The sequence below is a fragment of the Nesterenkonia aerolata genome, assembly GCF_031470965.1.
In the GTDB taxonomy this organism is placed as follows: Bacteria; Actinomycetota; Actinomycetes; order Actinomycetales; family Micrococcaceae; genus Nesterenkonia; species Nesterenkonia aerolata.
On record NZ_JAVKGR010000015.1, the window covers coordinates 36,175 to 62,712 of the forward strand.

Sequence of the window (26,538 nt, forward strand, 5' to 3'; positions counted from 1 at the left end):
TACGATGTGTGATCGGACACATCGTACCGGACCGCGCTGGGTGTCTCATCCCGGACTGGGCGAGGCGCCGCAGAGCCTCAGCTGAGGTCAGCGACGTTCGCTCGGCAGCCGCTCCTCAGCGGTCAGCGCCTCCTCGTCCTCCGGCTCACGGGGCAGCTTCCGTGCCTGGGCCATCGCGACCACCGATTCCACCAGCACCCAGGCTGCGGCGATGATGATCGCGATGTCGATGGTCAGCAGCAGCCACTCGCCGTTGGCGTAGAAGGTGCCCAGCTGGACGATCGCTGCCCAGGTGCTCATCACCAGGACGAAGAGCCCCGGGATGAGCACCGGCAGGAACGGGCGGCCCTTGCGCATCAGCATGATCGTCAGGATCACCAGGGTCAGTGCGGCCATGAGCTGGTTGGTGGTGCCGAACAGCGGCCAGATCAGCAGTCCTCCGGAGCCGTCGCCGCCCTGCGAGAAGGTCAGCGCCAGGCCCAGGCCGGTGGCAAGCAGCGTGGCCACCACAGTGCCCAGACGGACCCCGGCGAGCTGACCGATCTCCTGGATGACGAACCGTTTCAGCCGCATGCACGTGTCCATGGTGGTGGCGGCGAAGAGCACTGCCATCGTCGCCAGGATCGTGGCCGAGAGCCCGGCGGGGATGCCCAGCCCGGCGTTCATGATCGCCCCGCCGCCTTCGACGAACACCGGCACACCGCCGGAGGAGAAGGACTCGTAGACACCTTCCCATTCCTGCAATGACTGGAATCCGGCAGTGGTGGCGATGATCGCTCCGACGGCCAGCAGCCCCTCGCCCACGGCGCCGAAGTAGCCGATGAACCTGGCGTCGGTCTCCCGATCCAGCTGTTTGGAGGTGGTGCCGGAGGCGATGATCCCGTGCGCCCCCGAGATGGCCCCGCAGGCGATGGTCACGAAGAGCAGCGGCACGATGGAGGGTGTGTCAGCAGGGACGTTGTCATTCCATACGGGAGCCACCACAGTGGGGGTGGCGAGCATGACGGAGCCGTAGAGGATGCCCAAGCCGATGAAGAGCTGGATGCCGTTGATGTAGTCGCGCGGCTGCAGCAGCACCCACACCGGCAGGATGGAGGCGATCGCCGCGTAGATGAACAGCAGCACGATCCAGAAGCCCTGCGGATTCATGCCCATCATCGGATCCGGCAGTTCGATGGGATAGCTGTCACCGAGCAGGATGAGCCCGTAGAGCGCGGCAACGCCGACGATCGAGACCACTGCCAGGTTCATCTTGAACCGGTAGATCGCCTGGCCCACGCCGAGTGCGACGATCAGTGCACCCCAGGTGGGGATCACCGCGCCCGGTTGGGCCACTAGCAGCCCGGAAATGACGACGGCGAAGGCGGCGACGACCATGAGCAGCAGCAGGAAGATCACGGCGAGGAAGAGGTTGCGGCCGCGGGCGCCGATGTAGCGGCCGGAGAGTGTGCCGATGGACTGGCCCTTGTTGCGGGCCGAGGCCCAGAGGGAGCCGAGATCGTGCATGCCGGCGAGGAACACGGTGCCGAAGACCACCCAGAGGAAGGCCGGCAGCCAGCCCCAGATCACCGCGACGGCGGGGCCGATGATCGGCGCGGCGCCGGCCACGGAGGTGAAGTGGTGGCCCCAGAGCACGTATTTATTGGTGGGGACGAAGTCGACGCCGTCGTGGAATTCATGGCTGGGAGTCTTGAACTCGGCGTTGAGCTTATAGACCCGTTTCGAGAGGAACTTCGAGTAGAGGAAGTATCCCGCCGCCATCATCGCGACGCCGATGACGGCGAGCACGAGAGAGTTGATGCCATCCATAGGGAGCCCCTTCAGCAGTGGATGCAGACGGCTGAGCGCGAGGCTGGTCGATTCTGTGGTGTTCCGGGTGGTGCCCCGCGCTCTGCGTACTGATGCGTAGTGTGATGCGGATCATAGTACCGTGTTCTTCGGGGAGTCCAGCGCAGGCGGCTGACCAGCAGTGATGAGCAGTGACGAGGAGTGACACGGGATGAACGGGCAGGGCGACCGTGACAGGGTGACCAGCGGAAATGGTGCCATCGGGGAGGATGTGGCCGGGGCTGGACGCCATCGGTACAGCATCCGGGTGGGGGACTCGCAGCAGAGCCTGGAGGAGATCTGGCCGCCGTTCGGGCTGCGGATCGAGTCTCCGCGGCTGGTGCTGCGCGTGGTCCGAGAGGCTGATTTCCCGGACTACGTGGCCGCGGCGACCTCCGGCATCGTGCGGGCGGACCGGAACCCGTTCGTCTCGCCGTGGAACGAGAAGACCTCGGAAGAGCTGGTCCGCAGCTCCCTGCCGTGGCTGTGGTCCACCCGCGGGCGGATCGGTCCGGATGACTGGTATCTCATGTTCGCAGTGTTCCTGAAAGACAGCCCCGGGGAAGAGGGTCAGGGGAAAGAGGCCTCCGGGAATGAGGCTCCAGGGGAGCGATTGATCGGGATGCAGGACTGCTCGGCCTCGCAGTGGCAGACACTGCGGCAGATCAGCTCGGGCAGCTGGCTGCGCGCTGATGAACAGGGCAAAGGCTACGGCCGGGAGATGCGCGCGGCCATGCTGCTGTGGGCCATCGATCATTTCGGTGCCCAGGTGGCCGTCTCCGGGGCGTATCAGTGGAATGACGCCTCACAGCGGGTCTCGCGTGCGCTCGGGTATAGGATCACAGGCAGTCGGCGCGTGGTCGATGCCCACGGATCGGTGGAGCGCGAGGACCGCTTCGAGCTGCAGGCGGAGGATTTCGCCCGGCCGGAGTGGTCCGTGCAGGTCAGCGGGTCTGCACGGTTGGCCAGCTTCTTCGACGGGGACTTCGCACCGAGCTATGAGCCCTACGATGAGCACCACGCCGAGCCCTCGTAGTCTGTTGCCGTCAACCCTGCGATGGTGCCCAGGTCAGCAGAGCGGCCCAGGTCGGGAAGAGCAGGAGAGCAGGGGGAGCCGATGCTGTCAGTCAGTGCTGCGGCGGTGCGCGACGTCGTCGTCGCCGGTCAGATGATCCCAGCACCGGGGGTGTCCCTTGCGGAGGCGCCGCAGCAGGATGCCGCGCAGGTGCTCCGGCAGGTGGGGCTGCTGCAGCTGGATCCGCTGATGCGTGTGTCCACCGCCCAGCGGCTGACCTCCCTGACACGGTTGCCGCGGCGCGCACGGGCGGAGCGGGTGGACGCTGCGCTGTGGCCGGCGGGGCCGTTCGGCGGTGAGCGGGTCGGGTTCGAAGCGTTCACCAAGGTCGCCTGTCTGTTCCCCGTGGAGGACTGGCCACTGTTGCGGTACTCCCGCGCCCGGCACCGCGATCACGTGGAGAGGGTGCTCTCAGCGCGTGTGCGGCAGCAGATCCTCACCGTGGTCGCTGATCATCCGGGTGGGGCGCCGATCGGCGCGATTGAGACCGGCGCGGGCGCAGGCGAGCGGACTACGGGGTGGAACTGGTCGGAGATCAAGAAGGCCGCTGAGCTGATGGTCCGTGCCGGTGAGCTGGTGATCACCGCGCGGGAGGGAACCACGAGGCTGTTCGATCTGCCCGAGCGCGGACTGCCCGCTGAGGTGTTCGACGGCGACGCCGCCGGTCCGAGGGCTGCGGAGCCGGAGGATGAGGTGCTGGCGAGGCTGTCTCGCCGCGCAGTGGGGAGTCTGGTGGTGGCGACGGAGGCCGACATCGCGCATCACTATCACCTGTCTCCGGGGCAGGCGGAGGCGGGGGTGCGCGCGGCTGGTCTGGTGCCGCTGGCCGTCGACGGTTGGCGTACCCCGGGGTGGTGTACCTCGGAGGTCGCTGAGCAGCTGGAGCAGGCGGAGCCGACCGGCGAGGCGCTGAGTTCGGCAGGTCAGCTGGGTCCGGTGAATCAGGCACGGCTCATCGGGCCGTTCGATCCGCTGCTGCGGGACCGGCGTCGGGCCTCACGGATCTTGGGGTTCGACTACCTGTTCGAAGCCTATGTTCCGGCGGCGAAGCGGGTGTACGGGCACTATGTGATGGGTGTGCTCTCCGGGTCACAGATGGTGGCCCGGGCGGATGTGCAGCGGTCGGGGGACACGCTGCGGATCAACGGCGTCTTCCCCGAGAAGGGTGTGTCCCGCCGAGCGGCGACGGCGCGCACCCGTGCGGCGGCGAAGACCCTCGCCACCCAGCTCGGTGCCGCCGACGTCGCCCTCCCAGGCTGACTGTCTTGCGTCACCCGGCGCACCCGGCCATCGAGGGAGCAAAGGTGGTGGCGACTCGCCGATGACGAGCACAACTTTCTCTCCCTCGATGAGGGATGCAGGGCCAGTGCCGCATCGAAGGAGAGATCATCGTGGCCGCAGCCGCTCGGTGACCAGACCATCGGTGACCAGACCATCCATGCTGTGAGGCTGACACCCCGCGCCTGTGGGCCTTCCGAGCCGCGTGAGCAGCCGGTGCGGCAGGACACCGGGGTTCTGTAGTCTGTGAGCGCACATCGAACCAACGGTGCTCCGACACCCGTTCCCGCAAGGAGGATCCGTGGCCCTGATCCGCGACGTCACCATCGAAATCCCCACCGGCTCTCGTGTGAAGTACGAGATCGACCACGAGACCCACCGCATCCGCCTGGACCGGGTCCTGTTCACGCCGATGCAGTACCCCACCAACTACGGATACTTCGACGACACCCTCGGTGAGGACGGTGACCCGCTCGACGCGCTGGTCTGGATCCCCGGCGTGGAGCTGCTGCCGGGCGTCGTCGTCGAGGCGCGGCCGATCGCCATGCTGAACATGACCGACGACGGCGGTGGCGACGCCAAGCTCGTGTGCGTCCCCGACGACAAGCGCTTCGACCACATCACTGAGCTCGAGCACCTCGACGAATGGACCCGTAAGGAGATCGAGCACTTCTTCACCCGGTACAAGGACCTCGAGCCGGGCAAGTGGGTCAAGATCGAGGGGTGGGCCGGCCGCGAGGAGGCTGAGGCGGAGCTGCAGCGCTCCATCGAGCGCTTCCAGGGCTGAGCTGCCCCCACTCCGCTCATCGAGTCCCCGGTTCCCGACGCACTTTCGGTCATTTTCGGCCCGACACGCGGCGGGAACCGGGGACTCGATGCCTCGGGGGCAGCGCCCGGGCCTCCGGGCAATGCACAGACTCCTGTGATGAGATGGCACACATGATGCGCACGGCGGAGCGGACCAACCAGGACACCGACGAAGACATCGGCAAGGACACCGATCAGGCCATCGCACAGGCGAAGGAGCAGCCCCCCGGGCCTACTGAGGACGAGGCTGCGGACCTGCTCATCAACTGGGAGGTCGTCGAACACGCCTCCCGCACGCTGGTCCCGCCCGGCCCGAAGCTCTCCGCCCGGGAGGCCGCCGTCGAGGTCTCCGCACTGCGTGCCGCCGCGCTCGCCGCCGTCGACCACGTCCACCGCATCTCACGTATCCCCGCCGCCGAGGGGCTCGGCGCGGACCCTGAGGACACCCTCATCGTGGACCGTCCCACGTGGTCCCGCGCCAACGCCCGCACCTTCCGCCGCATTCTCGCTCCCTCGCTGAAGGCCGCCCTGGAGAGCAAACCGGATATGCTCCGCGAGGGTTCCAGCTCCCAGGTCTTCGGTTCGGCGCTGACCGGCACGGAGATGGGAGGGATCCTCGCGTTCCTCTCCGCCAACGTGCTGGGTCAGTTCGATCCGTTCGCCCCCGGCCCGCGGCAGGGCACACAGGGTCAGCTGATGCTCGTCGCCCCGAATATGGTCGAGGTCCGCCGTCAGCTCAACCTCGAACCCGAGGATTTCCGGCTCTGGGTGTGCCTGCACGAGCAGACCCACCGGGTGCAGTTCGCCGCCGCGCCGTGGCTGCCGGAGCACCTGATGAGCCTGATGGAGACGATGTCCACCACCACGCTCGGTGCCGGCGATGTGCTCAGCGAACGCCTTCGTGAGGCCTTCGCCCAGGTCAAGGACGAGATGCGCGAAGCCCGGGGATCCTCCCGCGCGGAACGCCGCGCCCGCCGCCGTGCTGAGCGGGGTCAGCAGCGTGACGCCGACGGCGACGTCGTCCCCCCGCGCAACCGGGTGCTCGAGGTGATCGCCACTGAAGAGGGCCGTGAGGCGTTCTCTCAGGCCACGGCGGTGATGAGCCTGCTGGAGGGCCACGCGAACCACATCATGGACCACGTGGACTCCTCCATCGTCTCCTCGGTGAAGACCATCCGCCGCCGCTTCGATGCCCGGGCGCAGAACCGCGGCGTCCTGGAACGCCTCATCCGCCGGATGCTCCAGCTCGACGTCAAAGCCCGCCAGTACGTGGACGGGCAGCGGTTCGTGGGCCACGTGGTGGAGCGCGTCGGGATGGAGGACTTCAATCGCATCTGGGAATCCCCCGAGACTCTGCCCAGCGAGCATGAGCTGCACAATCCGGACCGGTGGATCGCCCGGATGGGCCTGTCCCCGACGGCGGCGTGAGCCCTGCTCTGCCGCAGCCGGTGGCTGCTGCGCGCCGCGCCGTCGCCGAGGTGCTGCCCGAGGACGGACTGGCGTTGGTGGCCTGCTCCGGTGGCGCGGATTCCCTGGCCTTGGCGGCCGCGGCGGCGTACCACGTGCGCCGCGGGCAGGCGCGGGTGGGCGGGGTCGTCGTCGATCACGGGCTGCATCCGCACAGCGCCGCGGTGACGGCGACGGCGGCGCAGCAGCTGCGCGAGCTCGGCCTGGCCCCGGTGGTGATTGAGTGTGTGCAGGTGGATGACCGCTCACCGGACGGCCCCGAAGCGGCCGCCCGGACAGCCCGGTACAGTGCCTTCACCCGTGCGATGGAATCCACTGCGGCTCAGCGGATCCTGCTGGCCCATACCCGCGATGACCAGGCCGAACAAGTGCTGCTCGGCCTCGCCCGCGGCTCCGGAACCCGATCCGTGGCCGGCATCCCGCGCCGCCGCGGTCCCTTCCACAGGCCGCTGCTGGAGCTGTCCCGCCAGGACACTGAGACCATCTGCGCCCACGCCCAGCTGACCGCCTGGGATGATCCCGCCAACAGTGACCCCGCGCTGCTGCGCTCGCGGATCCGGACGGAGATCCTCCCGCTGCTGGAGGAGCGCCTGTCCCCGGCGATCCGGCAGGCCCTGTCCCGCACGGCGCGCATCGCCGCCGATGATGCCGACCACCTCGATGCCGAAGCCCAGCGCCGCTTCGCGGACCTCCTCGAAGACCCGGACACCCATGGTCGCATCCGCTTCGATCTGGCCCGACTGGAGGCGCTGTCCCCGGCGATCCGGCGTCGTGTGCTGGCCTTGGCGGTGATCGCCGTCGGCGGGACGCGGCCGTCGATGGAGCGGCTGGAGGCCGCGGAAGGGCTGCGCGCGCGGAGGGGCTCGGCCGGGCCGGTGCAGATGGAGGGCGGGGTCCAGGTGTATCGGGGCACCACGGGGTCCCCTGAGTATGGAAAACTGGTGCTCGTTCCACCGGGCGCGCCCGGCCCCGCCGACGACGTCGGAGTCGGCGGCCCTGCGTGAACCCCGACGAATCCTCAGCGAACTCGCACCGACCGCGCCGAACCCCGGCAGGAGATGGAGAACATGGACGCCAAGGACGTCTCCGCAGACCTGAAGGAAGTCCTCTACACCAAGGAGGAGATCGACCAGCGGGTCCGCGAGATGGCGGCCCAGATCGACCGCGACTACGAGGGCCGCGAGGTGCTGCTGGTCGGCGTGCTCAAAGGTGCCTGCATGATCATGGCGGACCTTTCCCGGGCGATGCACTCGCATCTGACCATGGACTGGATGGCAGTGTCCTCGTATGGCTCGGGCACGAAGTCCTCCGGTGTGGTGCGAATCCTCAAGGACCTCGATGCTGACCTGCTCAACCGGCATGTGCTCATCGCCGAGGACATCATCGATTCCGGGCTGACCCTGTCCTGGCTGAAGGCCAACCTGGAGTCGCGCGGCCCGGCCTCGGTGGAGATCTGCACGCTGTTCCGTAAGCCGGAGGCCGTGAAGGTGGACATCGACGTCAAGTATGTGGGGATGGACATCCCCAATGAGTTCGTCGTCGGCTACGGGCTGGACTTCGCGGAGAAGTACCGCAATCTGGATTCGGTCGGGATCCTCGCCCCGCACGTCTACGAGTGAGTGCCCAGAGGCCTCCGTTCAGAGCTCGAGCGCCTCACATTCCTCACGCAGACCGTCGATCCCGGCGTTGATCTTCTCGACGTCGAACCGTTGGACTCCAGTCCTGATGTCGACGGCGTGGGCGGCCAGCTCGTCGTAGGCAGAGTCCTGCAGCGCCGCGGCCTCGGTCAGCGGGGCCAAAGATGTCAGCGCTGCGGTGCGGGCCTCTTGGAGTCCCAGATCGCCGGCGTCGATCTGCTCGGGCATATCCTCGAGGACCGCGCATGCCATCGAGGCGTAGGAGCCCGCGTCACCGTCCGCCTCGGCGTCTTCGCCGTTCTGGCCGAAGAGCGCCCAGCCGCTGAACAGTCCGAGCCCGCATCCCACGACCACCGCCACTGCGGCGGTCACGATCAGCGGCAGCAGTCCCGCTCCTGAGCGCTCATGACCAGCCTGCGCCTGATATGTGTTCTGCTCCATGGTCCTGAGTATCCCACCGTTCTTGTATGACACCGGCACCCGGATTCAGCGCGAGAAGACCTCATCGGCCTCAGCCGGTCGCGAACGTCGGCCCTGCGGATCAGGGCACGCGCGCACGGCAGGTACCGTATGGGGAGGCTGTATGTCCTGGGACCACGCGCTGCGCACCGTCCCCGGGCGTGTCCACTTACCCCACGGAGCTGGTTGACTTTGAAGAAGTTCTTCGCCGGACCCCTGTTCTGGATCCTGCTGGCGGTCGCCGCCCTGCTGCTCGTCGTACCCATGCTCTTCAGCTCGGGCGCAGGCAACCGGGTGGACACCAACGTCGGCATGGGCATGCTCCAGGACGGCGGGGTGACCGAAGCGCAGATCGACGACGCCGACAACCGTGTGGACCTCCAGCTCGAGGAAGCCTACGAGCAGGACGGCGAGGACCTGGGCCGCAGCATCTACTTCTACTTCTCCGAGGCGCGGGCGGAGAACGTCGTCGCCGCCGTCGACGACGGCGACCTCGAGGGCTACACCGATGAGCCCGAGCAGTCGAACTGGTTCCTCTCCATGCTCGGCTTCATGATCCCGTTCCTGCTGATCGCGCTGTTGTTCATCTGGCTGATCACCCGCATGTCCGGCGGGAACTCCCGGGTGATGCAGTTCGGCAAGTCCAAGGCCAAGATGTTCGACAAGGACACTCCGCAGGTGACCTTCACCGACGTCGCCGGCGCGGAGGAGGCCGTCGAGGAGCTCGATGAGATCAAGGAGTTCCTCTCCGAGCCCGAGAAGTTCCAGCGCCTGGGTGCGAAGATCCCCAAGGGCGTGCTGCTCTACGGCCCGCCCGGCACCGGTAAGACGCTGCTGGCGAAGGCGGTGGCTGGCGAGGCCGGCGGCTCCTTCTACTCCATCTCCGGCTCCGATTTCGTGGAGATGTTCGTCGGCGTCGGCGCCTCCCGTGTCCGTGACCTGTTCAAGCAGGCCAAGGAGAACGCCCCGGCGATCATCTTTGTCGATGAGATCGACGCGGTCGGCCGTCAGCGCGGCGCCGGCGTCGGCGGCGGCAACGACGAGCGCGAACAGACGTTGAACCAGCTGCTGGTGGAGATGGATGGGTTCGAAGCCAACGCGAACATCATCGTCATCGCCGCCACGAACCGCCCCGATGTGCTCGACCCGGCCCTGCTGCGCCCGGGCCGCTTCGACCGGCAGATCCCGGTGGAGGCCCCCGACTTCGCCGGACGGCGGGCGATCCTGGGCGTCCACGCCAAGGGCAAACCGATGGTGGAGGGCCTGGACCTCGACGCCATCGCCCGCAAGACCCCCGGCTACACCGGTGCTGATCTGGCCAACGTGCTCAACGAGGCCGCGCTGCTCACCGCTCGCTCCAACGCAGACCTCATCGACGACCGCGCCGTCGACGAGGCCATCGACCGTGTCATGGCCGGCCCGCAGAAGCGCACCCGGCTGATGAAGGACCATGAGCGCCGGGTCACCGCCTATCACGAGGGTGGCCACGCGCTCGTCGCCGCGGCGTTGAACTACTCGGCCCCGGTCACCAAGATCACTATCCTGCCGCGCGGACGGGCGCTGGGTTACACGATGGTCGTCCCGGAGGAGGATAAGTACTCCACCACCCGCAATGAGCTGCTCGATCAGATCGCCTACGCGATGGGCGGCCGAGTGGCCGAGGAGATCATCTTCCACGATCCCTCCACCGGTGCGGCCAATGACATCCAGAAGGCGACCGAGACCGCGCGGCGGATGGTCACTGAGTACGGGATGAGCTCCAAAGTGGGTTCGGTGAAGCTGGGCTCCGGGGACTCCAATCCGTTCCTCGGCAAGGAGATGGCCACCGGCCGCGACTACTCCGAGCAGATGGCCTCCGTGGTCGACACCGAGGTCCGCGCCATCATCGAGGAGGCGCACGATGAGGCGTATCAGGCGCTGATCGAGAACCGCCACGTGCTTGACCGGCTGGCCGAGGAGCTGCTGCGCGTCGAGACGCTCAACGCCCACGAGGTCGCGCAGATCTTCCACGATGTGCGCAAGCGCCCGCGCCGGCGGGTCTGGGAGTCCTCCCCGGAGCGGCCCATCCTGATCAGCGGGGAGACCGTTGAACAGGAGGACTCGTGATGGCAGCGCAGGGGCAGACACCGGGGCATGAGACCGCCGGGGTGGACCTGCCGCGGATCGAGGCCGCGGTCCGTGAGATCCTCTTGGCGGTCGGCGAGGACCCGGACCGTGAGGGTCTGCGGGAGACGCCGACGCGGGTGGCCGGAGCCTACGCTGACGCCTTCTCGGGCCTGCACGAAGATCCGGCGGAGCTGCTGGCGACCACGTTCGACATCGGCCACGAGGAGCTGGTGCTCGTGCGCGACATCTCCCTGTATTCGATGTGCGAGCACCACCTGGTCCCGTTCTACGGGGTCGCCCACGTCGGCTACATCCCCTCGGCGGAGGGCCACGTCACCGGGCTGTCCAAACTGGCCCGGCTGGTGGACATCTACGCCAAGCGTCCGCAGGTCCAGGAGCAGCTGACCAGTCAGATCGTCGATGCGCTGATGGAGCACCTGGCACCGCAGGGGGCGATCGTCGTCGTCGAATGTGAGCATCTGTGCATGTCGATGCGCGGTGTGGCGAAGCCGGGGGCGAAGACCATCACCTCGGCAGTGCGAGGGCAGCTGCGGGATCCGGCGACCCGCTCGGAGGCGATGAGCCTCATCATGCGCGGCTGATCATCAACGGGATCACCAACGGGACCACGGCCGAGGCAATCACAACAGAGGCAATCACGGCAGAGGGAGCGAGCAGATGGACACATTGGGTGCGATGCCCGGAACCGGCCCCAACACCGGTGTGCTCAGAGTGGTGCGGAAGGCTGCTCCGGCACATTTTGACCAGCTGCCCACTGATCGCACACTCATCATGGGTGTCCTGAACATTACCCCTGACTCATTCTCCGACGGCGGGCGCTTCGTCACCGACGGGAAGGTCGATCACGAGCTTGCCGTCAAGGCCGGGCTGGCGCTGCACCAGGCCGGAGCTGACATCGTCGACGTCGGCGGCGAATCCACCCGCCCCGGCGCGACGCCGACCAAGGCCCGTGAGGAGCGTGAGCGGATCATCACCGCGGTGCAGGCGCTGTTCACCGCTGGTGCCCTGGTCTCAGTGGACACCCGGCATCCGGAGACGGCGGAGGCGGCCATCGCCGCGGCACCGCACCGGGATGCGGTGCTCATCAACGATGTCTCCGGGCTGGTGACCGACCCGGCGATGCCTGAGCTGGTGGCGCGCACCGGTGTGCGGGTGATCATCACCCACAACCGGGACGTCCCGGAGACCATGCAGGACCACGCGGTGTACGACGACGTCGTCGCCGAGGTGCTCGCCGAGCTGGACCAGATCCGCCGCCGGTACTTGGACGCGGGTGTCGCGCAGGAGCGGATCATCGTCGACCCGGGGATCGGATTCGCGAAGACGGCTGAGCAGTCCTGGACGCTGCTGCGGCATCTGGACCGCTTCACCGCTGATGGCACCCGGGTGCTGCTCGGGGTCTCCCGGAAGGGTTTCCTGGGGGAGCTGCTCGCTGACTCCTCGGGCAGGCGCCCGGCGGAGGGCCGGGATGCGGCGACGCTGGCGCTGACCGCGCTCGCCGCTGACGCCGGTGTGTGGGCGGTGCGGGTCCACGACGTCGAGGCGAACCTCGATGCGGTGCGAGTCATCGCCCAGCTCCGCACCTAACCCCCGATCGAGAATCCCTGGGTTTGTGAGGTATCCCGTGGAACATACAGCGGGATACCTCACAAAGCCAGGGATTCTCGATACCCGGGTGGGAGAGGTGCTGCCGCGCCGTTGCTGCCCTGAAGATGCGAGACTGTCACCGTCAGGGGGCTGTGCGCCACGGACTGCCCAGGTAAGGGGAGGAGCACCGAGGATGGACCGGATCCGGCTCACCGGCGTCACCGCTGTCGGCCGCCACGGCGTGTTCGACCACGAGCGGCGCGAGGGGCAGCAGTTCCGCGTCGACGTCGAGCTGAGCGTGGATCTGCGCCGCGCCGGCGCCTCCGACGAGCTCCGCGAGACGGTGAACTACGCGGAGATCGCCGACGTCGTCGAATCCGCGATCACCGGCGCCCCCTACGACCTCATCGAAGCCCTGGCCGAGCGTATCGCCGTAGACGTGTTGCGCGGTGATGCGCGCATCGAAGCAGCACAGGTCACCGTCCACAAGCCCGAGGCCCCGCTGAGCCAGCGTGTCGACGACGTGGCCGTGACCATCACCCGGAACCGCGACGACGTCGGCGCCCAGCAGCGCCCCGCCCCGGGTGAGATCGCCGCACCCGGCGGACGGACCCTCCGCGACCCGGACCTCGCCGCCGACTTCCCCGTCCGCTCAGTGCTCGCGCTGGGATCGAACCTCGGAGATTCCGCGACCACGTTGCAGCAGGCGGTCGCCGCGCTCGCCGAGGCTGAAGGGGTGCGGCTGCTGCGGCGCTCACCGCTGGCGGTCACCGCACCGGTCGGCGGGCCCGAGGGCCAGCCGGAGTTTCTGAACCAGGTTCTCGAAGTGGAGACCACGCTCTCGCCGCACGCCCTGCTGGATGTGGCACAGCGGATCGAAGCGGCACACCAGCGCACTCGCGAGGTCCGATGGGGGCCGCGCACGCTCGACGTCGACGTCATCACCTACGCCGGCGCGCAGATCGACTCCGACCGGCTGCGCATCCCGCATCCGCGCGCGGCTGAGCGGGCCTTCGTGCTGGCTCCGTGGTCTTGGATGGACCCGATCGCCCTGCTTGAGGGCGCCCCGGTGCGTGAGCTGGCCGCCCGCGCCGCTGACGCCGCCGGAGTGCGCCGGTTCGACGACGCCAGCGAAGGCGGCCTGTGATGAGTCGCCTGCGTCCGCTGTGGCTGCTGGCGATCTGCGCCGGCGCGGTGATCCTCGGCCTCCTGGCCGCCTCGGCCATGGCAGGCGCCGGGTACGGGGCCCCGGTGCTGCCGTACTCTGCACTGATCACGCTCATCGGCGTGGCGCTGATCATCCTCACCTTAGGGATCGTCGTCCGGCGGGATATGGCACGTCTGGAGGCCGCCGCACGTCGGGAACGGGAGCGCAGAGCGCGGAAAGAGGCCGGCGGGGAACAGGAGCCGCGCCAACCGACACCGGTGCGGCGTATCTCACCGCTGTTCGCCGTGCGCGTGGTCGCCGCCGCGCAGGCCGCCGCCTATGCCGGGGCGATCATCCTCGGCTGGCACGCTGGGATCCTGCTGCACCTGGCCCCGCAGGTGGGTATCACCACGGCCAATGCCCAGTCAGCGGTCGTCATGGCGCTCGGGGGACTAGGGTGGGTGATCGTGGGCTTCATCGTCGAGCATCTCTGCCGTCTGCCGCCTGACGAGGGAGCCTCCGCACACAGCGCAGCTGAGCACAGGGACGAGGAATACCGCCGGGGGCACAGGGGTCCCGGGCGCCGAGGCGAGGAGGGTTATGCCCGCGGAACCGATTGACCCGGCCGGGATCACCTGGACCCGGGTCGATCCCCGGTACATCACCGTACGGATGATCGGGGCGGTGACCAGCTGGTTCGTCACTCTGGCCATCGTCGCCGCCCCGCTGGTGCTGACCCTGCTGGACATCATCGGCCTGCCGCTGTGGCTGTGCCTGACGGCGCTGGGCATCACGGCAGTCTGGGCGGCGATCTCTCTGTTCCTGATCCCGCGGCGGGTCCGCGCCATCGGCTATCACGAGCGCGACGACGACCTGCTCATCCGCACCGGCCTGCTGTTCCAGCGCGTCGTCGCCGTGCCCTACGGGCGCCTGCAGTACGTGGATATCGAGGCCGGGCCCATCATGCGTAAGTTCCAGCTCTGCAGCGTGGAGCTGAAGACTGCCTCTGCCGCCACCGATGCCGCCATCCCCGGGGTGGTGCGTGATGAGGGTGCGCGGCTGCGTGATGAGCTCTCCGCCCGCGGTCAGGCCCGTCTGGCCGGTCTGTGAGGGGTGAGCCGATGAGCACGCAGGATTCCCCGGAGCCCACTTCGGATTCCCAGGACGGCCGCACCTCGGAGGATGCGGCCCCGCAGGAACCAGCCCCGGAGGAACGAGCCCTGCAGGAGCCAGCCTCGGAGTCGTGGTTCGACGAGACCTGGACGAAGGTCCACCCGCTGAGCCCTCTGGTGCGTGGCTGGGTGACGCTCATCGCGATCCCGGCGGTCTTCCTCAGCTATAACTGGGAGAACTGGGTGACCCTCTGGGAGGTCATCACCACCGGCCAGGCCATCGACGAGTTCGAACGCGACCCCACGCCGTTCCTGATCGGTGGGGGAGTGTTCCTCCTGGTGGTGGCCCTCATCTTCGGCGGATTCCTGCTCAGCTGGTGGTTCACCCGGTACAAGATCACCGACGAGCACGTGATGGTGAAGTCCGGGGTCTTCGTCCGCCAGCACCGGCAGGCCCGGATCGACCGGGTGCAGGCCGTGGACCTGCGGCAGCCGTTGTTGGCACGGCTGACCGGGCTGGCGGAGCTGAAGTTCGAAGTCGCCGACGGTGAGGGCACTGCCGCCTCGCTGCAGTTCCTCAAGCGCGGCGACGCCGAGGACCTGCGTCGGGACATCATGGACCGCGCTGCGGGGCGGGGCGCACCTGTGGCCCCGGATGCTGGTGCGCATCAGACCGCCGGGCTGGGGGGCGCTGAAGACAGCATCAGAGGCAACAGAGACGACGCTGTCGCCGGCACTGTCGACGGCACGATGGACAGCGGCAGCGATGACGGCGCCGTGGATGATGCCGTGCGCAGCGCGGCCCACCACGGCAACGATGGGACGACTGCACCGGCGTTGGGCTCAGGCGTCACCGGCGAGCAGCTCATCGCCCGGGTGCCCGTCGCCCGGCTCATCGGCTCAGTGGTGCTGGGCTGGGGCACACTGGTGGTGGCCGTGCTGGCCGTGCTGTGGCTCATCTCGATGGGGGTCATCGCGCTGGGGACCGTCCTCTTCACGCAGGACCAGGATCTCGGTGCGCTGGTCGCAGGCGTGGGGGCCGTGGGCTGGGGGTCGTTCCTGACCTCGTTGATCCCGGCGCTGATCGTCGTCGTCATGGGCTACTACCAGCAGATCAATAAGGGTTTCCGCTTCACCGCGAGCATGACCCAGGCGGGGCTGCGGATGCGGTACGGACTGCTGGAGACCACCACGCAGACTGTGCCTCCGGGCCGGGTGCAGGCGCTGCAGATCTCTCAGTCCCCGCTCTGGCGGCCCTGCGGCTGGTACACGGTGAAGGTCGTGGTGGCCGGGTACGGTGCCGGTGAGTCGCGCTCAGTGCTGCTGCCGGTGGGCAAGATCGACGACGTCATGGCCGTCACCGCCGCGATGTTCCCTGACCTGCGCGTGGAGAACCCGCAGGAGCTCTTCCTCGAGGGACTGCGGGGGCGCGGGGATGAGGGGAGCTTCACCTGCGGCCCGAAGCGCGCCTGGCTCTTCGACCCGTGGGTGCGCCGTCGTCGTGGGTTCGCCACGACGCCGTCCACGGCCATGTTCCGCGATGGGCGCCTGGTGCCGCGGCTGACGATGATGGCCCATGAGCGGATCCAGTCGCTGAGCATCGAGGGCGGCCCGCTGGCCCGCCGCCGCCGTCTGGCACGCATCCACCTGCACGTCCCCGCCGGGCCGTTCCAGGTGATGGTGCAGAACCAGGACATCGAGGCGGTGCGTGAGCTGTTCCAGCGGGAGTCCGAGCACGCGGCGGTGGCCCGGCGGTTCAGCGACCGTAACCAGTGGATGCTGCCCGAGGAGCAGCAGCAGTTCGAGAAGCTGGTCAACACGGAGACGGCCGACGCCGAGGGCCCGGTGGTTGCCGGATCAGGCCGTGTTGAGGCTTCTCAGGAGCGCCGATGATCGCTGACCCGTACCCTTCCCCGCATGATCCGGCGGCGCGCGAGGGCCGGCTCGGCGTCGGTGTGATCTCGGCCGGCCGGGTCGGTGCCGTCCTGGGTGCCGCACTGCGCTCGGCCGGGCACCAGGTGGTGGGTGTCCACGCGGTCTCGGAAGCGTCGCGGACCCGTGCCGAGGCGCTGCTGGACGGGGTGCCGATGCTGGAGGTCCCCGAGATCTTCCGCCGCTCCGAGCTGGTGCTGCTGGCCGTGCCTGATGACGTGCTGGCCGAGGTGGTCTCCGGAGCGGCGGAGGCCGGATGCATCCAACCGGGGCAGCTGATCATCCACACCTCCGGCCGGTTCGGCACTGAGGTGCTGCAGGCGGCACAGCAGCAGGGGGCGATCCCCTTGGCGATCCACCCGGCGATGACCTTCACCGGGCTGAGCATGGACATCCAGCGGCTCTCTGCCTGTTCCTTCGCGGTGACTGCGGCGGCTCCCGTGCTGCCCATCGCCCAGGCGCTGGTGGTGGAGATGGGCAGGGAGCCCGTCGTCGTCGCGGAGGCTGACCGGGGTGTCTACCACGCCGCGTTGGCCCATGCCTCGAACCACCTGAACACGGTGGCGGGGCAGTCGGCGGAGCTGTTGCAGTCCATCGGCATCGAGCAGGCTGACCGAGTGCTGGCTCCGCTGATGCAGGCCTCGTTGGATAATGCGCTCGCCTCCGGTGCCGGTGCGCTGACCGGGCCGGTGGCCCGCGGCGACGTCGGCACGGTGGCCCACCATGTGCGTGTGTTGTCCGAGGCGGAGAGTGCGGGTCAGCTGCCCGCTGATCTGCGGGCCGCGTACACCGCGATGGCGCGGGCCACGGCTCAGCGGGCTGTGGAACGTGGCCTGATCAGTGAGGCGACGGCCGCCGAGCTTCTCGACGTCCTCTCCCCGTGAGGTGCGAGCCTCCGCGTTCATACTTTCTCCCGGATGATGCGCGGCCTCAGCGCGCCTGTTGTCACCGGTCATAGCCTCCTGCCGACACCGGCCTGCATAGGCCTATGAACCGGGCAGGCAGCTATGACACGTGAGTGCCGGTGCCCGGCACTCGGTACCGCACAGTTCAGGGTTCCTCTGTCCCGGGCAGAGGCGGCCGGTCAAGGTGGAGCCCGTCAGCATCCAGCGTGATCCAGGTGCTGAGCTTCAGGCGGGCGAGGAAGGCCTCGTCATGGCTGACGACGAGGATCCCTCCCCGGTAGCTGGTCAGGGCGCTGATGAGCTGGTCGATGCTGGCCAGATCCAGGTTGTTGGTGGGCTCATCCAGGACCAGCAGCTGATTCGGCGGATCGGCTAGCATCAGCTGGGCCAGCGCGATCCGGAATCGCTCGCCGCCGGAGACATCACCCACCCGGCGGTGGATGGTGTCGCCCCGGAAGAGGAATCGCGCGAGACCTGCCCGGATCTCGCCGGGCGGGGTCCGCGGTGCGGCACAGCGTATCGTCTCCAGGATCGTGGCGTCGTCGTCGAGGTGGTCCATCCGCTGGGGCAGGTAGCCGACCCGCTCGGTATGCCGCCTCGCATGAACTGACTGGTGCCGGGCGCGCCGGTCGTGAACGAGCCTCTGGAGCAGGCGGGTCTTGCCGATGCCGTTGGGGCCGGTGAGCGCGACCCGGTCAGCCCCCTGGATGAGGATCCTGGTCCCTCGGTCATCGCTGAGTTCGGCCAGCCGCCGTCGGGCGGGGACATCCGTGCCAGGCAGCTCGATGCGGATGTGGGCGTCGTCTCGCACACGGCCGGACAGTTCCTCGACGGCACGGCGGGCGTCGGCGACGTCGGCGTCGTGTGTGCTGCGCAGTCTTGAGGCGGAGACCTGGGCGTCGGCTACGCGCTGATTCATCACCATCTTCGGCTTGCGCTTCTTGGCATGGTCGCTGCGTGCGTACCTCTGGCGCCGGGAGATCCTGGTCTGTGCCTCGATGCGCTGCTTCTGCTCTGTCTGAAGCCTCTGCTGCGCAGTGCGCAGGGCCTGCTCGGCGGCTGCCTGCTCCTGTCCCAGCTGCTGCCGGTAGGAGGTGTAGCCGCCGCCGAACAGCCGCAGCGAGGCTGAGTGCAGTTCGGCCGTCTCCTCCATGAGGTCCAGCAGCGTGACGTCATGGCTGACCACGATCAGGGCTCCCTGCCAGGCCGTGATCGCCTCGTAGAGCTGGTGCCGTGCGGCGCGGTCGAGATTATTGGTGGGCTCGTCCAGCAGCACGATGTCATCGCCGCAGAGGCGCAGCCCCGCTAGTGCTGTCAGTATCGTTTCACCGCCGGAGAGTGTGGCGATCCTCCTGTCCAGGCTGATGGCGGTCAACCCGATGTTCTCCAGGGCAGTGCGTGCCCGGGTGTCGATGTCCCACTGGTCGCCGAGTGTGTCGAAATGCCGTGGGGCCGCGTCTCCTGACTCGATCGCTCGCAGTGCATCGAGCTGCTCCCGGATTCCGAGCAGATCGGCCACTGTGGTGGCGGTGTTCAGGGTGAGTTGCTGAGGGAGATACCCGACATGCCCTGAGGTGTGGATCGTGCCGGATGAGGGTGTCAGCTCGCCGTACAGGAGCCGGAGCAGCGTGGTCTTGCCGGAGCCGTTGTCACCGATCAGACCGGTGCGTCCGGGGTTGAAGGCGGCGTCGACATCCTTCAGGACAACAGTGCCGTCCGGCCAGGTGAAGGTGACGTCGGTGAGAACGATCGAGGGGTTCTGGGTGAGTGACATGGGGCTCCACGACGGTCAGCGGGGCGCTGACGGAGGAGCTGAGGAGGCAGCTGCGCAGGCGTCAGCGCGTATTACGCGGTGAGATGGCCGTGACGCAGCATGATGAGCACTCTCCTGAGGTTGCCGGTGACGATCAGGTTACCGGTCCTCATGTGGGGAGACAATGCATCGGCAAGACTCAGAGAAAGTCCCCGCGTAGCAAAGGGTCGTGCCTCACGTAGAAGTCCCCTTTTGGGGTTAGGGGGCGCTGACGAGACGTTCCCCCTGTCCCAGCCGGGCGTGGAAGCATGATGCGTTATGAAGGGTGGGAACATGTCGCACCCGAATGAGAGCCATGAAGCTGGTGGCCGTCAGGCTCGATGCTGCGTTGAGCTGAGTTCGTCAAAGGCTCATGGCAGGCTTGCGACGCTCCTGCGGCACTGTAGATCATTCAAGTCATACGGCCCTGACGGGCTGAGCATCGAAACCTTGGGGCAGCTGTTGAATACTGCCTTCGGTGTCGCCCCCGGCCACCAGCGGCCTTACGGCTCGGCATATGCCAGATACGACGTCACCGTCACGGTGATCGCCTGTGGCGTGGATGGGCTTGCCCCTGCCGCTTACCGTTACCTCGCTGAAGATCATGTGCTGACCGTTGGTCAAGAGGGGGATCACCGTGCGCTTCTTGCTGAAGGAACGCTTGACGCGGTATGAATCGCGGAGTGTCCTGTGACATTGCTGCTTTCGGCTGACCTGGCCGCCGCGAACGATGCATTCAAAGCCCAGGGGCCAAGCAAGGGTGAGCGGTTCTGTTGGTTCGAAGCGGGGTTGCTGATGCAGAACATTTACCTATGGGCTGCGGAGAACGCGTTGGGCACGGTCTTTCTCGGCAGCCTTGACTCACAGAAAAGGCAAACAGCGGCAAAAGACCTGGTGCCGCCTTCACACACAGTGCCGGGTCTGCTGCCGATCGGCTACCCCGCTGACTGACCCGCAGCATAGTCAACGGCCCGGCGACCCGTGGGTTGTGGATAACCCCACCACCGAGAGCTGCCGCGCGGTAGAATCATAGAGGGTGTGGGCAACACCTGGTGGAAGGAGCCCCGTGATGGCAACCCGAGTCCGTTCTCAGGCAGAGATTGACCGTATCCAGATCGCCTCGAACACCGCTCAGCAGATGGCCGGAGCCGATGAAGCACCTGAGGATATTGCTCTGCGTGAGCGAGTCCTGCGCAGTGAACTCAGCGCTGGTGAGGCCATCGAATTGCGTCTGGCTGAGCTGCAAGAACAGTACGGCACCCCTGGCCGATGAGGACCACATGGCTGTCCAGGACCCGTATGCGTACCCGGGCACTGATGTTCTGATCAACATTCCCGGGTTCACCGACCCGGAAGGATGGAAGAAGGCCGAGACCGCGGTCATCGCCCAACGTCTCGGTGAGCTGGCAGACCACCCCATCAACGGGAACTTCGACCTACCCCACTTGCAAGCTATCCATGCTCGACTGGTGGAGGGCTTCTACACCTGGGGCGGGCAACTACGCACCACCGACACCGGACCAGGCGGAACGGGGCTGGCCCACTGCCGTCCTGAGTTCATCCCAGCAGAAGCCGAACGCATCTTCATCGCCCTGCATCGGATGGGCCTGCTGCGTGGCCGGGAGGCTGATGAGTTCTCTGCCGGGCTGGCGTGGGTGTGGGGTGAGACCACGGTGCTACACCCGTTCCGGGATGTGAACACCAGAAGCCAGTTCATCTTCTTCAACCAACTGGTTGCCGAAGCCGGGTGAATCATCGACTGGCACCAGATCGACCCCCACACATTCGCTCACGCCCGTACTGTCGCCATCGCACGGGATGAGAAAGGCATCGAGGCCCTGATCCGTCTTGCACTGTTCGATGCCGAAGCCGTGACACGTCGGGAGGAACTGGGGCAGAAGATGTCCGAAGTCAACCAACGATTCTTCGCGCCCCGGCCCACACGCACACCGCGTCAGCTTGATGCCGAACTCCACACGGCGGTCCAACGCCGCATTCACGACTTCGGGAACCCGCCACCACACCGACCAGCCGGTAGAGGCCCGTGGTCCCTATCACTCTGAACCCCTGCACTGCCAGCCCCTTCGGGCGCTGCCCGGCTTAGGCAGCAAGCTGGTACTGGTCCCGGGCACTACTGCTGGTCGTCACGGCCCGTTGGTACCCCTGGAAGGTCAATGCACACGAGATACCCCCTCTTTGAAAGGTGGGCTCGTCCAGTAGCACGATGTCATCGCCGCAGAGGCGCAGCCCGGCCAGTGCTGTCAGTATCGTTTCACCGCCGGAGAGTGTGGCGATCGTCCTGTCCAGGCCGAGGGCGGTCAACCCGATGTTCTCCAGAGCAGTGCGTGCCCGGGTGTCGATGTCCCACTCGTCGCCGAGTGTGTCGAAATGCCGTGGGGCTGCGTGAGGTGTAGGCGTCGTTCGTCGTGCAGCACCGGGCGCGCAGACCGGCCCCACCCCACCCCATAGACTGTTCCGGATGACCCCGCCACGTGTGCTGACCACCGCCGCGCAGTTCCGCGCCGCCCTCACCGAGGCTGTGCACGCCCTGCCCGCCCGTGAGGACGCCGCCCCGCCCGTCGTCGGCCTGGTCCCCACGATGGGCGCCCTACATCAGGGCCACGCCGCACTGCTGGAGGCCGCACAGGAGACCGCCGACATCGTCATCGCCTCCGTCTTCGTCAATCCTCTGCAGTTCGACGACCCGGATGACTACCGCCTCTACCCCAGGGACTTCGACGGCGACTTCGCCCTGCTCACCGCCCACGGTGCGCAGCTGATCTTCGCCCCCAGCACCGAAGAGATGTACCCCGGCCACCCCGAGGGCCCCCTGGTCACCGTCACCGCCGGGGAGCTCGGCCGCCGCTACGAGGGCGCCCACCGCCCCGGCCACTTCGACGGCGTCGCCACTGTGGTCACCAAACTGTTCAGCATCATGGCCCCGCCCGCCCCAGCCAGGCTTCAGGCCTGGTTCGGGCAGAAGGACGCCGAGCAGGTCGCCGTCATCGCCCGTATGGTCGAGGACCTCTCCCTGCCGGTGCGCGTGCGTACCGTCCCGGTGGTCCGGGACGAGCACGGGCTGGCCATGTCCAGCCGGAACCGGCGGCTCAGCGATGACGACCACACGACTGCACTCACCCTCTTCCGCACCCTGGACGAACTCCGGCGCCGAGCCGGGGCCGGCGAGCCCCTCGACGTCGAGGGGCTCACCGCGGAGATCCGCGCACGCGGTGAGATTGAGCTCGACTACCTCGTCGTCGCCGATCCGCGCACGCTGCTCCCGGCGGACCTCTCCGAGGACGGGGTCCTCACCACGGCTGCCCTGGCGCTGGTCGCCGCCCGTATCGGCCCGGTACGCCTGATCGATAACATGGAGCTTGAGCCCCTGACCTGCAACGAGGAGCAATCGCCGTGAGCGAGCAGCACCAGCCGACCGCACAGAACCCCCGCACCTTCCCCTATATCGACGCCTCCGTGCGCCCCCAGGACGACCTCCAGCGCCACGTCAACGGGCAGTGGCTCAGCACCGCTGAGATCCCGGCTGACCTGGACTCCTACGGCGCCTTCATCGAGCTGCGGGACAAGTCTGAGGCTGATGTCCGCGTCATCCTGGAGGAGGCGGCGCAGGCCCGCACTGAGGGTACTGCCGACGAGGTCCAGGCGCGCATCGGCGGGTTCTACACGGCATTCATGGACGCCGAGCGGGCTGAGCAGCTGGGGCTCGAACCCTTGAGGGAGATGCTTGCGGAGATTGACGCCGTCGACGGCCCGGCCGAACTCGTCCGCCTCTCCGCCTCCTGGCAGCGGATCGGCGTGGACAGCGTCGTCGCCGCCGGGGCGATGCGGGACGCCGGGAACCCGCAGCGGATGCTCTGGCACATCTTCCAGGACGGCCTCGGCCTGCCCGATGAGTCCTACTACCGCGACGGCACCCACGCTGAGACCCTGGAGGCCTACCGCCACCACCTGGCCCGGCTGCTGGGCCTGGGCGGGGTCTCGGAGCCGCGCCGTGCTGCCGACGCCGTCGTCGAGCTGGAGAAGAAGCTCGCCACCTACCACTGGGACGTGGTGACCCTGCGTGATGCGCAGAAACGGTACAACCTGATGAGCGTGCACGAGGTGCTGGACTCCGCGCCGCTGCTCTCCGAGGCGATCCGCGGTTGGGGTCTCAGTGATACTCAGGCGGAGGAGATCGTCGTCGGTCAGCCGGACTATCTGCCGGCGCTGCAGCGGCTGCTCACCGGTGAGCGCCTGGAGGACTGGCAGCACTGGCTGCGTGTCCAGGTGCTGCGTGCCTACGCCCCGCTGCTGCACTCTGCGGTGGTGCAGGAGCACTTCGACTTCTACTCCCGCACGCTCTCCGGGGCCGAGCAGCTCAAAGCCCGGTGGAAGCGCGGAGTCGCGCTGACCAATGCCCACCTGGGGGAGGACGTCGCTCAGCCGTATGTGGCCCGGCACTATCCGCCGCAGGCCGAGGCGGCGATGGGTGAGCTGATCGACGCCCTGCTGGAGGCCTACCGCAGCTCCATCTCCGGGCTGGAGTGGATGGGGGAGCAGACCCGGCAGAAGGCGCTGGAGAAGTTGGACACCTTCCGGCCGATGGTCGGCTACCCGGCGAAGTGGATCGACTATTCCGACGTCGAGGTGGACCCGGCTGATCTGGTCGGCAACGTCCGCCGCGCCGTCGAAGCTGCCTGGGCCCGGGACGTGCGGAAGCTCGACGACGGTCCGGACCCCGAGGAATGGCATATGACCCCGCAGACGGTCAACGCCTACTACCACCCGCTGGAGAACGTCATCTGCTTCCCCGCGGCGATCCTGCAGCCCCCGTTCTTCGACGCCGCGCGGGATATGGCGGCGAACTTCGGCGGCATCGGCGCGGTGATCGGCCACGAGATCGGCCACGGCTTCGATGACCAGGGCTCGCGCTTCGGCGCCGACGGCTCGCTGACCGACTGGTGGACCGCACAGGACCGGCAGGCCTTCGAGGAGCGCACTGCAGTGCTGGTGGATCAGTACAACCAGCTCTCCCCGGCCGCGGCCCCGCAGCGCACCGTCAACGGTGAGCTGACCCTGGGGGAGAACATCGGTGACCTGGGTGGGCTCGGCATCGCCCATCAGGCCTACCGGCTGTGGCAGCAGAACCGTGCGCAGGCGGGTGAGGGTGACGCCGTCGAGGTGGTGGACGGTCTGACCCCTGACCAGCGGTATTTCTTCTCCTGGGCTCAGGTGTGGCGGTTCCTGGTGCGGCCGGAGCGGGCTGTGACCCTGCTGTCAGTGGATCCGCATTCGCCCGCTGAGATCCGCGCCAACCAGGTGGTGAAGAACCTCGATGCCTTCCACGAGGCCTTCGGCACCGAAGAGGGTGACGGGATGTGGCTGGCTCCGGCGCAGCGTGTGACCATCTGGTGATTCTGCCGGCGGGCGTATCGGGGCGTGCGGGCCGTAGAATGGCATCCCGTGAGCTCCCAGAATTCTTCTGCATCGACCTCTGACAGCGCAACGTCGGCTCCTGCCGCCGGTGAGGCCGTCGACACCCATGACCAGCGGGCAGTCCGCGCCTCGAAGCGTGACCGCCTGCTGGATGACGGTGTGCCGGCCTACCCGGTCGCCGTCGAGCGTACGCACAGCCTGGCTGACGTCCGCGCGGCGTACCCGGAGCTTCAGCCCGGTGCCTCCACCGGCGATGTCGTCTCAGTGGCCGGGCGGGTGATGTTCATCCGCAACACCGGCAAGCTGTGCTTCGCCACGCTCCAGGAGGGCGGTGCTGACGGTGAGGGCGTGCGGCTGCAGGCCATGATGTCGCTCGCTGAGGTCGGTGAGCAGGCGCTCGCGGACTGGAAGGCGCTGGTTGACCTGGGTGACCATGTCCAGGTCACCGGTGAGGTGATCGCTTCGCGCCGGGGTGAGCTCTCGGTGATGGTCCACCGTTTCGCTGTGGCTTCGAAGGCGCTGCGTCCGCTGCCGGTGCTCCATGCTGAGCTCAACGAGGAGACCCGCGTCCGGCAGCGCTACGCCGATCTCATCGTCCGGGATGAGGCCCGGCAGATGGTCTACCGCCGTGCCGCGATCACCCGCTCCATCCGTGAGACCCTGCATCGTCGTGGCTATGTGGAGGTCGAGACCCCGATGCTCAACCTCATCCACGGTGGGGCGCAGGCGCGGCCCTTCCGCACGCATCTTCATGCCTTCGATCAGGACATGACGCTGCGGATCGCCACGGAGCTGTATCTCAAACGTGCCGTGGTCGGCGGGATCGACAGGGTCTATGAGATGGGACGGGTCTTCCGCAATGAGGGTGTGGATTCCACGCACTCCCCGGAGTTCACCACGCTGGAGACCTACGAGGCCTGGGCGGATATGTACACCATGGCCGAGCGGATGCAGGAGATGATCCTCGACGTCGCCGATGCGCTCGGTGCCGGCCGGCAGATCGAGACGGAGTCCGGCACGATCTCCCTCGACGGCGAGTGGGCATGGCTGGGCGTCTACCCGGGGCTGTCCGAGGCGGTGGGTCAGCAGATCACTCCGGAGACCGACGCGGACACTCTTCGAGCGGTGGCCGAGCGTTTCGAGGTGGCGGTGGACCCCGCCTGGGATGAGCAGAAGCTGGTCATCGAGCTCTTCGGTGAGATCGTCGAGCCCACGCTGATCCAGCCGACCTTCGTCTGCGACTATCCGCCGGCGGCTCAGCCGCTGGCTCGTCCGCACCGTTCCCAGCCCGGGGTGATCGAGGCCTGGGACCTGATCATCGGTGGAATGGAGCGCGGGACGGCCTTCTCGGAGCTGATCGACCCGGTCATCCAGCGTGAACGTCTGGTGGAGCAGGCCCGGAAGGCAGCAGGCGGTGACGACGAGGCGATGCAGTTCGATGAGGACTTCCTGCGTGCCTTGGAATATGGAGCGCCGCCTATGGGCGGGATCGGCCTGGGAATTGATCGTTTGGTGATGCTGTTCTCCGGGGCGGGGATCCGCGAGACCATCCTCTTTCCGCTGTTGAAGCCGGAGGCCGCGGAACCTTCCGGTGCGGGTGAGATTCCGCACCGTGAGGAGACGTGATGGACGAATTTTGGACGTATTTTGAAGTATTGGCTCCCTCTGTCGGGGTCGGTCTGGTTTTTTGGCTGGCGATTCGCGCGATTTTCCGTGCGGACCGGCAGGAGCGCGCGAGTGAGGCGCAGCTGCGTGAGGAATTCCACGCCAAGGATGCTGATGACTCCGCATCGTCATCTGCTGATAAGTGATCGGCTGATCAGGGGGACTCACTGAGCCCGGCGATGCCGCCGCGGTATACGTGGTTCAGTGATTGTTGATCTCAACAGTGCTTGTCGTGAACCGTCCTGGGTCTTGTTCCGATCTGTTGAGCAGAGAGGATAGGGACTATGG

At 67.5% G+C, this 26,538-nt stretch carries 26 protein-coding genes; 22 read left to right on the forward strand and 4 right to left on the reverse strand.

Annotated elements, in window-relative coordinates:
* Nucleotides 1-87 precede the first annotated feature (87 nt).
* Nucleotides 88-1,800 carry a carbon starvation CstA family protein gene (locus tag RIL96_RS10835; protein WP_310549060.1) on the reverse strand — a complete coding sequence of 571 codons (1,713 nt, stop codon included), beginning with the start codon at nucleotides 1,798-1,800 and terminating at the stop codon, nucleotides 88-90.
* Between the two features lie 199 nt (nucleotides 1,801-1,999).
* Between RIL96_RS10835 and RIL96_RS10840 the strand changes: the two genes are divergently transcribed.
* From RIL96_RS10840 to hpt, 6 genes are all read left to right on the forward strand, one after another.
* A complete protein-coding gene (locus RIL96_RS10840; protein ID WP_310549036.1) occupies nucleotides 2,000-2,863 on the forward strand; it encodes a GNAT family N-acetyltransferase in 864 nt (287 codons plus the stop codon).
* An 81-nt stretch (nucleotides 2,864-2,944) separates the two neighbouring features.
* Complete coding sequence (locus RIL96_RS10845) at nucleotides 2,945-4,162, forward strand: DNA glycosylase AlkZ-like family protein (RefSeq protein ID WP_310549037.1); 1,218 nt, start codon at nucleotides 2,945-2,947, stop codon at nucleotides 4,160-4,162.
* Between the two features lie 325 nt (nucleotides 4,163-4,487).
* Nucleotides 4,488-4,967 carry an inorganic diphosphatase gene (locus tag RIL96_RS10850; protein ID WP_310549061.1) on the forward strand — a complete coding sequence of 160 codons (480 nt, stop codon included), beginning with the start codon at nucleotides 4,488-4,490 and terminating at the stop codon, nucleotides 4,965-4,967.
* A gap of 143 nt (nucleotides 4,968-5,110) precedes the next feature.
* Nucleotides 5,111-6,415, forward strand: coding sequence for an Rv3626c family coenzyme F420 biosynthesis-associated protein (locus RIL96_RS10855; RefSeq protein ID WP_310549038.1), 1,305 nt, complete (start codon nucleotides 5,111-5,113; stop codon nucleotides 6,413-6,415).
* A complete protein-coding gene (gene tilS, locus RIL96_RS10860; protein WP_310549039.1) occupies nucleotides 6,376-7,458 on the forward strand; it encodes a tRNA lysidine(34) synthetase TilS in 1,083 nt (360 codons plus the stop codon). Before RIL96_RS10855 ends, tilS begins: the two co-directional genes overlap by 40 nt.
* A 63-nt stretch (nucleotides 7,459-7,521) precedes the next feature.
* Nucleotides 7,522-8,073, forward strand: a complete 552-nt coding sequence (hpt, locus tag RIL96_RS10865; protein ID WP_310549062.1) for a hypoxanthine phosphoribosyltransferase — start codon at nucleotides 7,522-7,524, stop codon at nucleotides 8,071-8,073.
* A gap of 18 nt (nucleotides 8,074-8,091) precedes the next feature.
* Here the strand turns inward: hpt and RIL96_RS10870 are convergent, their stop codons facing one another.
* Nucleotides 8,092-8,532: a hypothetical protein gene (locus RIL96_RS10870; RefSeq protein WP_310549040.1), complete on the reverse strand. Its 441-nt coding sequence runs from the start codon at nucleotides 8,530-8,532 to the stop codon at nucleotides 8,092-8,094.
* A gap of 204 nt (nucleotides 8,533-8,736) precedes the next feature.
* Here RIL96_RS10870 and ftsH point away from each other — a divergent pair, with 204 nt between their 5' ends.
* The 8 genes from ftsH (at nucleotide 8,737) to RIL96_RS10910 (ending at nucleotide 17,339) form a co-directional block, all read left to right on the forward strand.
* Entirely contained in the window at nucleotides 8,737-10,656 is a 1,920-nt protein-coding gene (gene ftsH, locus RIL96_RS10875) for an ATP-dependent zinc metalloprotease FtsH (protein ID WP_310549041.1), read from the forward strand.
* Nucleotides 10,656-11,258 carry a GTP cyclohydrolase I FolE gene (gene folE / locus RIL96_RS10880; RefSeq protein ID WP_310549042.1) on the forward strand — a complete coding sequence of 201 codons (603 nt, stop codon included), beginning with the start codon at nucleotides 10,656-10,658 and terminating at the stop codon, nucleotides 11,256-11,258. The genes ftsH and folE overlap by 1 nt, the downstream gene beginning before the upstream one ends.
* 76 nt (nucleotides 11,259-11,334) lie before the next feature.
* The gene (folP, locus tag RIL96_RS10885) at nucleotides 11,335-12,264 is read left to right on the forward strand and encodes a dihydropteroate synthase (protein WP_310549043.1); all 930 of its coding nucleotides are present in this window, start codon (nucleotides 11,335-11,337) and stop codon (nucleotides 12,262-12,264) included.
* Nucleotides 12,265-12,457: 193 nt separating this feature from the next.
* Nucleotides 12,458-13,411, forward strand: coding sequence for a 2-amino-4-hydroxy-6-hydroxymethyldihydropteridine diphosphokinase (folK, locus tag RIL96_RS10890; protein WP_310549044.1), 954 nt, complete (start codon nucleotides 12,458-12,460; stop codon nucleotides 13,409-13,411).
* On the forward strand, nucleotides 13,411-14,031 hold the full coding sequence (locus RIL96_RS10895; RefSeq protein WP_310549045.1) for a DUF3180 domain-containing protein: 621 nt from the start codon (nucleotides 13,411-13,413) through the stop codon (nucleotides 14,029-14,031). Before folK ends, RIL96_RS10895 begins: the two co-directional genes overlap by 1 nt.
* Complete coding sequence (locus RIL96_RS10900; RefSeq protein WP_310549046.1) at nucleotides 14,012-14,521, forward strand: PH domain-containing protein; 510 nt, start codon at nucleotides 14,012-14,014, stop codon at nucleotides 14,519-14,521. The genes RIL96_RS10895 and RIL96_RS10900 overlap by 20 nt, the downstream gene beginning before the upstream one ends.
* A gap of 11 nt (nucleotides 14,522-14,532) precedes the next feature.
* Nucleotides 14,533-16,416: a PH domain-containing protein gene (locus tag RIL96_RS10905; RefSeq protein WP_310549047.1), complete on the forward strand. Its 1,884-nt coding sequence runs from the start codon at nucleotides 14,533-14,535 to the stop codon at nucleotides 16,414-16,416.
* Nucleotides 16,413-17,339: a Rossmann-like and DUF2520 domain-containing protein gene (locus tag RIL96_RS10910; protein WP_310549048.1), complete on the forward strand. Its 927-nt coding sequence runs from the start codon at nucleotides 16,413-16,415 to the stop codon at nucleotides 17,337-17,339. Before RIL96_RS10905 ends, RIL96_RS10910 begins: the two co-directional genes overlap by 4 nt.
* Nucleotides 17,340-17,505: 166 nt before the next feature.
* On the opposite strand, the gene RIL96_RS10915 is transcribed toward RIL96_RS10910, so the two are convergent.
* Nucleotides 17,506-19,134, reverse strand: coding sequence for an ABC-F family ATP-binding cassette domain-containing protein (locus RIL96_RS10915; protein WP_310549049.1), 1,629 nt, complete (start codon nucleotides 19,132-19,134; stop codon nucleotides 17,506-17,508).
* Between the two features lie 312 nt (nucleotides 19,135-19,446).
* Here RIL96_RS10915 and RIL96_RS10920 point away from each other — a divergent pair, with 312 nt between their 5' ends.
* The 4 genes from RIL96_RS10920 (at nucleotide 19,447) to RIL96_RS10935 (ending at nucleotide 20,903) form a co-directional block, all read left to right on the forward strand.
* Nucleotides 19,447-19,827 (forward strand): nitroreductase family protein, encoded by a 381-nt coding sequence (locus tag RIL96_RS10920; RefSeq protein ID WP_310549050.1) that lies wholly within the window; start codon nucleotides 19,447-19,449, stop codon nucleotides 19,825-19,827.
* Nucleotides 19,828-19,842: 15 nt separating this feature from the next.
* Nucleotides 19,843-20,103 carry a nitroreductase family protein gene (locus RIL96_RS10925; RefSeq protein WP_310549051.1) on the forward strand — a complete coding sequence of 87 codons (261 nt, stop codon included), beginning with the start codon at nucleotides 19,843-19,845 and terminating at the stop codon, nucleotides 20,101-20,103.
* A gap of 118 nt (nucleotides 20,104-20,221) precedes the next feature.
* Nucleotides 20,222-20,425, forward strand: a complete 204-nt coding sequence (locus RIL96_RS10930) for a hypothetical protein (protein ID WP_310549052.1) — start codon at nucleotides 20,222-20,224, stop codon at nucleotides 20,423-20,425.
* A 7-nt stretch (nucleotides 20,426-20,432) separates the two neighbouring features.
* The gene (locus RIL96_RS10935; protein WP_310549053.1) at nucleotides 20,433-20,903 is read left to right on the forward strand and encodes a Fic/DOC family protein; all 471 of its coding nucleotides are present in this window, start codon (nucleotides 20,433-20,435) and stop codon (nucleotides 20,901-20,903) included.
* A 349-nt stretch (nucleotides 20,904-21,252) separates the two neighbouring features.
* Here the strand turns inward: RIL96_RS10935 and RIL96_RS13375 are convergent, their stop codons facing one another.
* Nucleotides 21,253-21,750 carry an ATP-binding cassette domain-containing protein gene (locus RIL96_RS13375; protein ID WP_374761884.1) on the reverse strand — a complete coding sequence of 166 codons (498 nt, stop codon included), beginning with the start codon at nucleotides 21,748-21,750 and terminating at the stop codon, nucleotides 21,253-21,255.
* Between RIL96_RS13375 and panC the strand changes: the two genes are divergently transcribed.
* From panC to RIL96_RS10955, 4 genes are read left to right on the forward strand one after another with little or no spacing between them, the layout of a single operon-like run.
* Nucleotides 21,632-22,567, forward strand: coding sequence for a pantoate--beta-alanine ligase (panC, locus tag RIL96_RS10940; RefSeq protein ID WP_310549054.1), 936 nt, complete (start codon nucleotides 21,632-21,634; stop codon nucleotides 22,565-22,567). The genes RIL96_RS13375 and panC overlap by 119 nt on opposite strands.
* Nucleotides 22,564-24,564: a M13 family metallopeptidase gene (locus RIL96_RS10945; protein ID WP_310549055.1), complete on the forward strand. Its 2,001-nt coding sequence runs from the start codon at nucleotides 22,564-22,566 to the stop codon at nucleotides 24,562-24,564. The genes panC and RIL96_RS10945 overlap by 4 nt, the downstream gene beginning before the upstream one ends.
* Before the next feature lie 48 nt (nucleotides 24,565-24,612).
* Nucleotides 24,613-26,211, forward strand: a complete 1,599-nt coding sequence (lysS, locus tag RIL96_RS10950; RefSeq protein WP_310549056.1) for a lysine--tRNA ligase — start codon at nucleotides 24,613-24,615, stop codon at nucleotides 26,209-26,211.
* Nucleotides 26,211-26,396: a hypothetical protein gene (locus RIL96_RS10955; protein WP_310549057.1), complete on the forward strand. Its 186-nt coding sequence runs from the start codon at nucleotides 26,211-26,213 to the stop codon at nucleotides 26,394-26,396. The genes lysS and RIL96_RS10955 overlap by 1 nt, the downstream gene beginning before the upstream one ends.
* Nucleotides 26,397-26,538 lie beyond the last annotated feature (142 nt).

What these genes read in the sequence shown, in the direction of transcription:
- RIL96_RS10840 (WP_310549036.1), top strand. Translation starts at nt 2,000, where the DNA reads ATGAACGGGCAGGGCGACCGTGACAGGGTGACCAGCGGAAATGGTGCC.
- RIL96_RS10845 (WP_310549037.1), top strand. Translation starts at nt 2,945, where the DNA reads ATGCTGTCAGTCAGTGCTGCGGCGGTGCGCGACGTCGTCGTCGCCGGT.
- RIL96_RS10855 (WP_310549038.1), top strand. Translation starts at nt 5,111, where the DNA reads ATGGCACACATGATGCGCACGGCGGAGCGGACCAACCAGGACACCGAC.
- hpt (WP_310549062.1), top strand. Translation starts at nt 7,522, where the DNA reads ATGGACGCCAAGGACGTCTCCGCAGACCTGAAGGAAGTCCTCTACACC.
- RIL96_RS10870 (WP_310549040.1), bottom strand. Translation starts at nt 8,532, where the DNA reads ATGGAGCAGAACACATATCAGGCGCAGGCTGGTCATGAGCGCTCAGGA.
- folE (WP_310549042.1), top strand. Translation starts at nt 10,656, where the DNA reads ATGGCAGCGCAGGGGCAGACACCGGGGCATGAGACCGCCGGGGTGGAC.
- folP (WP_310549043.1), top strand. Translation starts at nt 11,335, where the DNA reads ATGGACACATTGGGTGCGATGCCCGGAACCGGCCCCAACACCGGTGTG.
- folK (WP_310549044.1), top strand. Translation starts at nt 12,458, where the DNA reads ATGGACCGGATCCGGCTCACCGGCGTCACCGCTGTCGGCCGCCACGGC.
- RIL96_RS10895 (WP_310549045.1), top strand. Translation starts at nt 13,411, where the DNA reads ATGAGTCGCCTGCGTCCGCTGTGGCTGCTGGCGATCTGCGCCGGCGCG.
- RIL96_RS10900 (WP_310549046.1), top strand. Translation starts at nt 14,012, where the DNA reads ATGCCCGCGGAACCGATTGACCCGGCCGGGATCACCTGGACCCGGGTC.
- RIL96_RS10905 (WP_310549047.1), top strand. Translation starts at nt 14,533, where the DNA reads ATGAGCACGCAGGATTCCCCGGAGCCCACTTCGGATTCCCAGGACGGC.
- RIL96_RS10910 (WP_310549048.1), top strand. Translation starts at nt 16,413, where the DNA reads ATGATCGCTGACCCGTACCCTTCCCCGCATGATCCGGCGGCGCGCGAG.
- RIL96_RS10915 (WP_310549049.1), bottom strand. Translation starts at nt 19,134, where the DNA reads ATGTCACTCACCCAGAACCCCTCGATCGTTCTCACCGACGTCACCTTC.
- RIL96_RS10920 (WP_310549050.1), top strand. Translation starts at nt 19,447, where the DNA reads ATGTCGCACCCGAATGAGAGCCATGAAGCTGGTGGCCGTCAGGCTCGA.
- RIL96_RS10930 (WP_310549052.1), top strand. Translation starts at nt 20,222, where the DNA reads ATGGCAACCCGAGTCCGTTCTCAGGCAGAGATTGACCGTATCCAGATC.
- RIL96_RS10935 (WP_310549053.1), top strand. Translation starts at nt 20,433, where the DNA reads ATGGCTGTCCAGGACCCGTATGCGTACCCGGGCACTGATGTTCTGATC.
- panC (WP_310549054.1), top strand. Translation starts at nt 21,632, where the DNA reads ATGACCCCGCCACGTGTGCTGACCACCGCCGCGCAGTTCCGCGCCGCC.
- RIL96_RS10955 (WP_310549057.1), top strand. Translation starts at nt 26,211, where the DNA reads ATGGACGAATTTTGGACGTATTTTGAAGTATTGGCTCCCTCTGTCGGG.